This is a genomic window from Mycobacterium sp. TH-M25 (assembly GCF_057473665.1).
Genome location: NZ_JBYCLA010000346.1, coordinates 1 through 8740, shown reverse-complemented (window position 1 = coordinate 8740; position 8740 = coordinate 1). Strand labels below are relative to the sequence as shown.

General features: G+C 66.7%; 7 protein-coding genes and 1 other RNA gene. 3 read left to right on the top strand and 5 right to left on the bottom strand.

Annotated elements, in window-relative coordinates:
- The 3 genes from AC2VOU_RS11650 to AC2VOU_RS11640 form a co-directional block, all read right to left on the bottom strand.
- Window positions 1-791: alpha/beta fold hydrolase (locus tag AC2VOU_RS11650; RefSeq protein ID WP_486957519.1), on the bottom strand; the 791-nt coding region annotated here is incomplete at its 3' end.
- A 106-nt stretch (window positions 792-897) separates the two neighbouring features.
- Window positions 898-2463 (bottom strand): alpha/beta hydrolase, encoded by a 1566-nt coding sequence (locus AC2VOU_RS11645; protein WP_486957518.1) that lies wholly within the window; start codon window positions 2461-2463, stop codon window positions 898-900.
- A 48-nt stretch (window positions 2464-2511) separates the two neighbouring features.
- Window positions 2512-3903 carry a WS/DGAT/MGAT family O-acyltransferase gene (locus AC2VOU_RS11640; RefSeq protein ID WP_486957517.1) on the bottom strand — a complete coding sequence of 464 codons (1392 nt, stop codon included), beginning with the start codon at window positions 3901-3903 and terminating at the stop codon, window positions 2512-2514.
- Window positions 3904-4086: 183 nt separating this feature from the next.
- Here AC2VOU_RS11640 and panB point away from each other — a divergent pair, with 183 nt between their 5' ends.
- Complete coding sequence (panB, locus tag AC2VOU_RS11635) at window positions 4087-4923, top strand: 3-methyl-2-oxobutanoate hydroxymethyltransferase (protein WP_486957516.1); 837 nt, start codon at window positions 4087-4089, stop codon at window positions 4921-4923.
- A gap of 42 nt (window positions 4924-4965) precedes the next feature.
- Window positions 4966-6426: a CYTH and CHAD domain-containing protein gene (locus AC2VOU_RS11630; RefSeq protein ID WP_486957515.1), complete on the top strand. Its 1461-nt coding sequence runs from the start codon at window positions 4966-4968 to the stop codon at window positions 6424-6426.
- A gap of 5 nt (window positions 6427-6431) precedes the next feature.
- Here the strand turns inward: AC2VOU_RS11630 and rnpB are convergent.
- Together rnpB and AC2VOU_RS11620 are read right to left on the bottom strand one after the other, a co-directional pair.
- Window positions 6432-6826: RNase P RNA component class A (gene rnpB, locus AC2VOU_RS11625), an RNA gene on the bottom strand.
- Between the two features lie 48 nt (window positions 6827-6874).
- Window positions 6875-8161, bottom strand: coding sequence for an HNH endonuclease (locus AC2VOU_RS11620; RefSeq protein WP_486957514.1), 1287 nt, complete (start codon window positions 8159-8161; stop codon window positions 6875-6877).
- A 131-nt stretch (window positions 8162-8292) separates the two neighbouring features.
- On the opposite strand from AC2VOU_RS11620, the gene AC2VOU_RS11615 reads away from it, so the two are divergent.
- Complete coding sequence (locus tag AC2VOU_RS11615; RefSeq protein ID WP_486957513.1) at window positions 8293-8523, top strand: ribbon-helix-helix domain-containing protein; 231 nt, start codon at window positions 8293-8295, stop codon at window positions 8521-8523.
- The last annotated feature ends 217 nt before the right edge of the window (window positions 8524-8740 follow it).

The following is an 8740-nucleotide window of genomic DNA, read 5'->3' as shown; positions in this document are numbered from 1 at the left end:
TCGATCGGGCCGACGCTCGGGTCGATGGCGCCGTCGAGCACCATCGCCCGGACGTGGTCACCGAAGCGTTCGAGGTAGGCGGTACCCAGTTCGGTGCCGTAGCTGTAGCCCAAGTAGTTGATCTGGTCGTCGCCGAGTGCTTCGCGGACGGCATCCATATCGCGCGCGGCAGAAGCGGTGCCGACGTTCTCCAGGAAAGCCGAGCCGTTGCGCGCGACGCAGCGCTGCGCGATCTGCCGGTAGATCTGCTCGATGTGCGCCACCCCCGCGGGGCTGTAGTCGACCATCGGGTCGCGGCGGTAGGCGTCGAACTCCGCGTCGGTCTGACAGCGCACCCCGGGCGTGGAATGACCGACGCCGCGCGGGTCGAAGCCGACGAGGTCAAACCGGCGGCTGATCTCGGAGCCCGCCAGGTCCGGCCCCATCGCAGCGACCATGTCGACCGCCGACGCGCCGGGTCCGCCCGGGTTGACCAGCAACGCGCCGATCCGCGGCCCGGTCGCCGGAATCCGGATAACGGCCAGTTGCACTTGCGCGCCGCCAGGATTCGCGTAGTCGACCGGGACTTCGACGGTCCCGCATTGCGCGCTGGGCACCTCGTTGGGACTCTTGACGACCTGGCTGCAACTCCCCCAGTTCAGCTGCGGCGCCCGGCCCGGCTGCGGCGCGGCCGGGCCGGGCGTCGGGCCCACGTCATATCCCGGCGTCGCCCCGGCCGGCGGTGTCGCCGTCAAGGAGGTCGACAGCATGAGCGAAAGCAGCGCAAAGCTCATCCGTCTCGTGCGCCCCATAGTGATCAATCGTGGCACGCGTCGGCCACACTCCGTGATCGGTATTGGTCACACCTTGATCTCGTTATTGGCCGTATTGACATTGACCGTGCCGTCGCCGGCACCGTCAGCACCTGGCCCCTTTCGACGGTACAGTGCCACTGACCAGGTAGGCCGTCGCGTAGTCGTCGATGCAGCTGTTGCCCTGGAATACCACCGTGTGCTGGGTCCCGTCGTAGGTCAGCAGCCCGCCCTTCAACTGGCTCGCCAGGTCGACGCCGGCCTGATACGGCGTCGCCGGGTCGTGGGTAGTGGACACCACCAGCGTCGGCGTCAGTCCCGGCACCGAGATCAGGTGCGGCTTGCTCGTCGGCGGCACCGGCCAGAACGCGCACGTACCCAGCGGTGCGTCGCCGGTGAACTTCCCGTAGTTCATGAACGGTGCGACCTCGCGAGAGCGGCGGTCTTCGTCGATGACCTTGGCGCGGTCCTTGACCGGCGGCTGGTCCACACAGTTGACCGCGACCCGCGCGTCGGTGGAGTTGTTGTAATGGCCGTGCTTGTCGCGGCGCATATAGAGGTCGGCCAGTTCGAGCATGGTGTCGCCACGGTGGTGGGCCATCTCGGTCAATGCGCTCGTCAGGTGGTGCCAGAACGTCGGCGAGTACAGCGCCATGATGGTGCCGATGATCGCGTCGCTGTAGCTCAGTCCACGCGGGTCTTTGGTGCGCATGGGTATGCCACGCATCGGGTCGTTCTTATCGACCATCGGGTAGGTCAGATCGTGGTAGACGTCAACGGCTTTGGCTGGGTCGGTGCCCAGTGGGCAGGTCGGCGACTTGGCGCAGTCTTTCGCGTAGTCGTCGAAGGCATCCTGAAAACCCTTGGCCTGCCGCAAATCTGATTCGACCGGGTCGGCGTTGGGGTCGATGGCGCCATCGAGGATCATCGCCCGGATGTTCTTGGGGAAGGCTTCGGCGTACGCGGCGCCGATCCGGGTGCCATAGGAGTAACCCAGGAACGTCAACTTGTTGTCACCCAACGCTTCCCGGATGGCATCGAGATCGCGGGCGACGTTCTCGGTTCCGACGTTCGCCAGGAATTTCTTGCCCATCTTGGCGACGCAGCGGGCGACGTACTCTTTGGTTTGCTGTTCGATGTGCGCAACGCCCGCGGGGCTGTAGTCGGCTTGAGTTTCCTGGCGCAGCTTCTCGTTGTCGGCGTCGGAGTTGCACCAGATCGCCGGCCGCGAAGTCGCCACTCCGCGCGGGTCGAAGCCGACCAGGTCGAATCGCTCCCGAATCTGCGGCGGCAACGATTGCACGAGCCCCACAGCGGCTTCGATGCCGGACTCCCCCGGGCCGCCGGGGTTGATCACCAGCGAGCCGATCTTGTCGCGGGTCGCGGGAAAGCGTATGAGTCCCAGCGTCGTCGCGTCACCATTGCGATGCCGGTAGTCGACCGGCACCGCGAGTTTGCCGCACTGGACCCCACCCGGCAGCTTCGCCGGGGCGCCACCGCCGCCGGCAACCCGGCACGGGCCCCACTCCACCGGCTGGCCGACCCTGGGCCCGTACATCACCGCGCGACCCTTCACGACCTGCGTGCAGCCAGCCGCTGTCACCGCGACGACCGCCAACGCAGTCCAGACCAGCATCGTGCTCGCGATCTTGCCGCGGCGAAAGGGCCCCATGTCAGACATGGTGCCACGTGTTGGCGCGGGCTCCCGGTCGCTGACCGTCTACCGTGTCGCGAGCAGCAGTTCTTCCATCACGACCGCAAAGTCGTCGGCCAGTTCCCACAAGTCCGGCAACAACTCGGGGCAGGCGATGATCCCGACATCGAGTTTGCCGGTCAGCGACATCACCGTGATGTTGAGGCCCGAGCCCTGGAAGATCGGCCCCAGTGGGTACATGGCCTTGACCTCACTGCCCAGGAAATACAGCGGCACCTGCGGACCGGGCACGTTGGATATCACCAGATTGTGCACTGGAATGCGCTTGGTCAGACTGGTCCGGGCGTAGACGCGCATCGCCATCCCGAATACCGCCGGCGCGGCGAACTGCGACCAGTCCTGCAGAAGCGTGGCTTTGATCGCCGAACTATGTCGTTTGGCGATCACATTCGCTTCAGCGATGGCCTTGATCCGCTCGACCGGGTCGGCGACGTGGGTTTGCAGGCTGGCGAACATGCCCGAAACCTGGTTGCGTCCTGGCCGATCCGACTTGCCGTGCACGGACACCGGCACCATGGCCACCAGCGACGAGTCCGGCAGCTCGCCGCGGTCGAGCAGGAATTGCCGCAGCACGCCCGAGACCAACGCCATCACCACGTCGTTGACCTTGACGTTGAAGTAGTCCTTGACCGTCTTGATGTCCTCGAGGTCCAACTGCGCGTAGGCGATGTTGCGATGCGCGGTGATGGTGTCGTTGAACGCCGTCCGGGGCGCCGCGAACGGCGGTGCCATCGTCTGGCCGCTGCGCACCCGCAATGCCGTTTTGGCCAACGTCGATGCGGTGTCGGTCAGCGCACCGGCCAAGCGCAGCGGCCGGGCCGCGAATTTCACCGCGCCGGTCAGCGCGATCTCGAGTTCGCTGGCGCCACCGACACCCTCGACCGGCTCCGGGGCGGGGGCGTCGGCCTCGGTGCTGCACAGCTGCGACATCAGGTTGGCGCCGGTCACCCCGTCCACCGCGGCGTGGTGCACCTTGGTCATCACCGCGAGCCGGCCACCCTGGTGGGCGTCGGTGCCGGCAACCCCCTCGATCACCCACATCTCCCACAACGGGCGGGTGCGGTCCAGCGGCAACGAGGCGATGTGGCCGGCGATCTCGGCGAGCTCGACCCGCCCGCCCGGTGGCGGCAGACCGATCCGGTGCAGGTGCCGGTTCACGTCGAAGTCGTTGTCCTCCACCCACACCGGATGGTCGAGGTTGAAGGCGCTGTCGGCCAGCTTCTCGCGGAACTCCGGCATTGCCTTGATCCGCACCGCCAGCTCGTCGCGCAGCCGGCCAAAGGTGTAGCCGTCCGGCATCGTCGAGGTGTCGAGCTCGAGAATCGAGCAGACGTGCAACGGCTGCGCGGGGGTTTCCAGATACAGGAAACTGGCATCGAGTCCACTGAGACGCTGCATCCGCCGATGGTATGTCCGCCGCCAAGGGGTGGTACCAGAATCGCACGACGGGTGCTGGTGTGAGGAAATCCACTGGGCCGGTAGTCCGCACAGCGGACCTGAAGTGGCACACTGATCGAGTCAGACGAACCCGGGGACCCGGATGGGCCTCGAGGATCGACCAGACCACACCTAGGGACAACGATGTCTGAACAGACTGTTTATGGTGCCCATTGCTCGAGCCCGCGGGTCAAGACCCGCATTCACCACCTGCAGAAAATGAAGGCCGAAGGCCACAAGTGGGCGATGCTCACCGCTTATGACTACTCCACCGCCCGGGTCTTCGATGAGGCAGGCATCCCCGTGCTGCTGGTTGGCGACTCGGCCGCCAACGTCGTCTACGGCTACGACACCACGGTGCCCGTCTCCGTTGACGAACTGATCCCCTTGGTACGCGGTGTCGTGCGCGGCGCGCCGCACGCCCTGGTGGTCGCCGATCTGCCGTTCGGCAGCTACGAGGCCGGCCCCGCCGCCGCACTCGATGCCGCGATCCGCTTCATGAAGGAAGGGGGCGCACACGCGGTCAAGCTGGAAGGCGGCGAACGAGTCGCCCCGCAGATCGCGACGCTGACCGCGGCCGGCATCCCGGTGATGGCGCACATCGGCTTTACCCCGCAGAGCGTCAACACCCTGAGCGGTTTCCGGGTGCAGGGTCGCGGAGACGCCGCCGAGCAGACCGTCCACGATGCGATTGCCGTCGCCGAAGCCGGTGCGTTCGCCGTGGTGATGGAGATGGTGCCGGCCGAACTGGCCACCCAGATCACCGGCAAGCTGACCGTCCCGACGGTCGGGATCGGGGCGGGGCGCAACTGCGACGCCCAGGTGCTGGTGTGGCAGGACATGGCCGGACTCACCAACGGCAAGACGGCCAAGTTCGTCAAGCGCTTCGGTGATGTCGGCGGCGAATTGCACCGAGCCGCAACGCAATACGCTAACGAAGTCGTATCCGGGACATTCCCCGACGACGAGCACAGCTTCTAGCCGCCTGGTTTACCGGAGCGGGAACGTGGCACGCTAACGGCCATGCCCCCCAGTGCTCCTACGCGCTATCTCGAGGTCGAGCGCAAGTTCGACGTCGACACCGCCACGCAGCCACCGCCATTCGATGACGTCGCGGGCGTGACCCGGGTGGGGCAGGCCGGCACGCAGACGTTGGATGCCGTCTACTTCGACACCCCGGATCACGACCTGGCCTTCAACCGAATCACGTTGCGGCGGCGCACCGGTGGACCCGACGCCGGGTGGCACCTCAAGTTGCCGGCGGGTCCGGACTCCCGCACCGAGGTACGAGCGCCACTGGATGAGGCCGAGCATCACCAGGTGCCGGCCGAACTGCTGGACCTGGTGCTTGCGATCGTCCGTGATCGCCCAGTGGCTCCGGTGGCACGGATCAGCACCATCCGCCGGCTTCAGCTGCTACACGGCGCCGATGACGCGGTCGTCGCCGAGTTTTGCGACGACCAGGTTACCGCGGGCCAGGGCGCCGATGGTGCCGTCGCCCAACAGCGTTGGCGGGAATGGGAACTCGAAATCGTCGGCGAAGACATCGAATTGATGAACCGGCTGTCCGATCGGCTGTTGCACGCCGGTGCGCAGCCGGCCAGCGTCGGCTCCAAGCTGGCGCGGGTGCTCGACACGGCACCGAAGGACCTACCGGCGGAGTCGCTGCACCGGGCAATGGCCGAACAGATCGGCCGGCTGCTGGTGTGGGATCGTGCGGTGCGCGCCGAGGCCGATGATGCCGTGCACCAGATGCGGGTGACGGCCCGCACGATCCGTAGTCTGCTGCAGGCCTCGCCGGATTCCTTCGGGCTCACTGGCGATGCGCCGATCATCGACGAACTTCGCGAGCTGGGCAACGTGCTCGGCGTCGCCCGCGACGCCGAGGTGCTGGCCGCCCGGTACCGCAGCGCGCTCGACGATGTGCCACCAGCGCTGGTCCGCGGACCGATCCGGCAGCGGTTGGTCGGCGGCGCCGAACAGCGCTATCGCAGCGGCCGTCGACATGCTTTGGCGGCCATGCGGTTACCCCGATACTTCCGTCTACTTGACGGGCTGGACGCGCTGCTGGTGATGTCGCCGTCGGCCGAGGACAAGCTAGCCCCGACCACCGTGGCGGCCGCCGGCAAGAAGGTCCGGAAGGCGGCCAAGGCTGCGCGACGGGCCTCCGGCGCAGCCGATCGCGACCATGCGATTCACCGAATCCGTAAGCACGCCAAGCGCCTTCGCTATACTGCAGACGCCCTCGGTGCAAAGGCGGTTGCCAAGCGGGCCAAGAGGCTGCAATCGCTGCTCGGCGACCCCCAGGACAGCGTGGTCAGCCGCCGGCACCTGAGCGAGCAGGCCGCGGCCGCGCACGTCGCGGGCGAGGACACCTTCACTTACGGGTTGCTCTACCAGCGGGAAGACGATCTGGCGGTCAAGAGCCGACAGCGACTCGAGCCGAAGCTGGCCACGCTGTACCAAGCGGTGCGCAAGCTCTGACGGGGCGGGCGAGTTGGCCTGTAAGCCGGATTCTGTTCCGCGTCAACAACTGACGCGGCGGCGACCATCCATCTGGACACACCGTCGCCGGGTGCCTCAAGCGGTCTACCCGCAGGCTCGGGCGAGCAACCCTCGAACGCCTGCGCGACCGCACCGGAGTGCGGTCTTCTTGACCTTGCTTCGGGTGGGGTTTGCCTAGCCACTCCGGTCACCCGGAGCGCTGGTGCGCTCTTACCGCACCGTTTCACCCTTACCACCGTGACGGTGGCGGTTTGTTTTCTGTGGCACTTTCCCGCGAGTCGCCTCGGATTGCCGTTAGCAATCACCCTGCTCTGTGAAGTCCGGACTTTCCTCGACTCGGCGCTGCGTGAGCCCGAGCCGCGGCCGCCCAGCCAACTCGTCCGCGCTAACACCGTACTCGTTGAGCAATCCGCCGGCCAGCGGCCATCTATGCGGCGTGTAGGCCGGAGATCGCTATCTGCACGGCGACTTCCATCTCGCTGATCTCCATCCGCCCAGCTGGTCCTCGAACCGGAGGCGCCCCCGAACGATAGACCATTCCCGTCGGGGTGGTGTATTGCGCTGTGTGTCTGCCGGTTTCGTCAATATGCGTGCTGACGTTCCAGCCGGCGACCTCTTTGACGTAGTTGCAGCGTTCGCACAATCCCTGCCCGTTGGCCACGCTGGTCGGGCCCCCGCTCGCCGACGGCCGAGCATGGTCGAGATGGCGGATCGGCGCGTCGCAGTACGGCGTCCGGCAGCGTTGATCCCGGAACTTGATGAATGTCGCCAGCCCGCGCGGAAACAGCCTGGCTCGCGACTCCATCGCCACCAAAGCTCCGGAGGACGGGCGCGCATAGAGTCGGCGCAGCGTAGCCCGCGACCGCTCGTCGCCGACGGCGGCCGAGACCAACCCGCGTGCGACCGCCGCCGGGACCGGACCGTAATCGGAGACCTCGGCAGGCTCATTGGAGTGGCCCAGCAGGGTTTCATCGGACAGCACCAGGTTGACCGCGATCGGTGTCGGTGTTGTCACGCTGCGGCCGATGGCACGTTCGACGAGGGTGTCGGCCATGACCTGGCCGCGGGATCGGCCGTCGAATGTGGTGTCGGCTGCCCGACTCAGCGCCGCGTACACCGAGACGCCCTGGGCAACCGGCAACAGCGCGGTCAGATAGGTCATGGTGTCGGGCGCGGGCCGGATGCTCACCGAGCGGTCGGTTTCGGCTTTGGCGGCTCGGTCGACAACTGTGTGCGGGTCGAGTCGGTAGGCGATCGCTTTTGCCGCAGCCGCTACTCGCGCGTCGCCCAGCCCGTCTAAGGCGGCTGCGTGGGCGCACAATTCGGCATCCAGCGTGCGGCGGTCATCGACGTCTAGACATGCACTCTCGCGCACGATCAACGTGGCCCGCCATTCGCTCAGCACTCCGGCCTCCAGGGCAGCCAACGTATGCGGCATCTCGTGCACCAGGGCTTTGGCAAAACCTAGATGCCGGTTACCGCGTGCCGGTGAATCCCGTCGGGCCAGCGCGACCTCGCCGGCGATTCCGCGGCCCCGGCGGGCGGCGGGGATGCCGGCAGCCGCCTCGGCCGCCCGGCGCGCGGCATCCAGCGCCGCCGCCGCACGAGCCTGACCCGCCGCCGCGGCGCTTTTGACCCGCTCCAACTCGGTGATGCGCTCGACCAGCGCCGACTCCGGGCAAGCCAGGTTGATCGTGACTAATGATTCGAACATATTTTCGATATTACTCGTCGGCCCCGACACACGCACATCGTTCCTGTCTGTCCAAAAATTGCGTCTCACAACACGTTGGAAGGCCCGCCCTGCACCAGGTGGATCCACCGCAGTGCTGCGCGATGTGGCCCATGGCGCGGACGACGACCCTCGACCGGCTGGCAACACAGGAGGACGTGTCACGCGCCGAACTGATCCGCCAACTGCTGAATCGCGTGCTTTCCAACGCCGACGCGAACCCCGCGTCCGAGCTTCGGGCAATCGACGACTCGTTCGGCGCGCTAGCTGATATCGAAGTGCCCGTGCGCGGCGAGAGCGGTCGCGAGGATCCGCTGGCGCCCATCTGGCGACACTCATCGTGACGCTGGTCGATTCCGAGGTGTTGATCGCGCACCTGCGCGGCGTCAACACCGCCCGAGACTGGCTAGCCTTACCGCCTCACAGCTGTCACCTTGGTGAACAGTCCAATGCGGGTGTTTTCGGGTCACGTCTGCGTCCAGTGCATGAGGCATAAAGCGGCGAGCGCACGAGCCGCCGACACACCAGCACCAGGTTGGTGACAAGTCGGGAATCTACCCC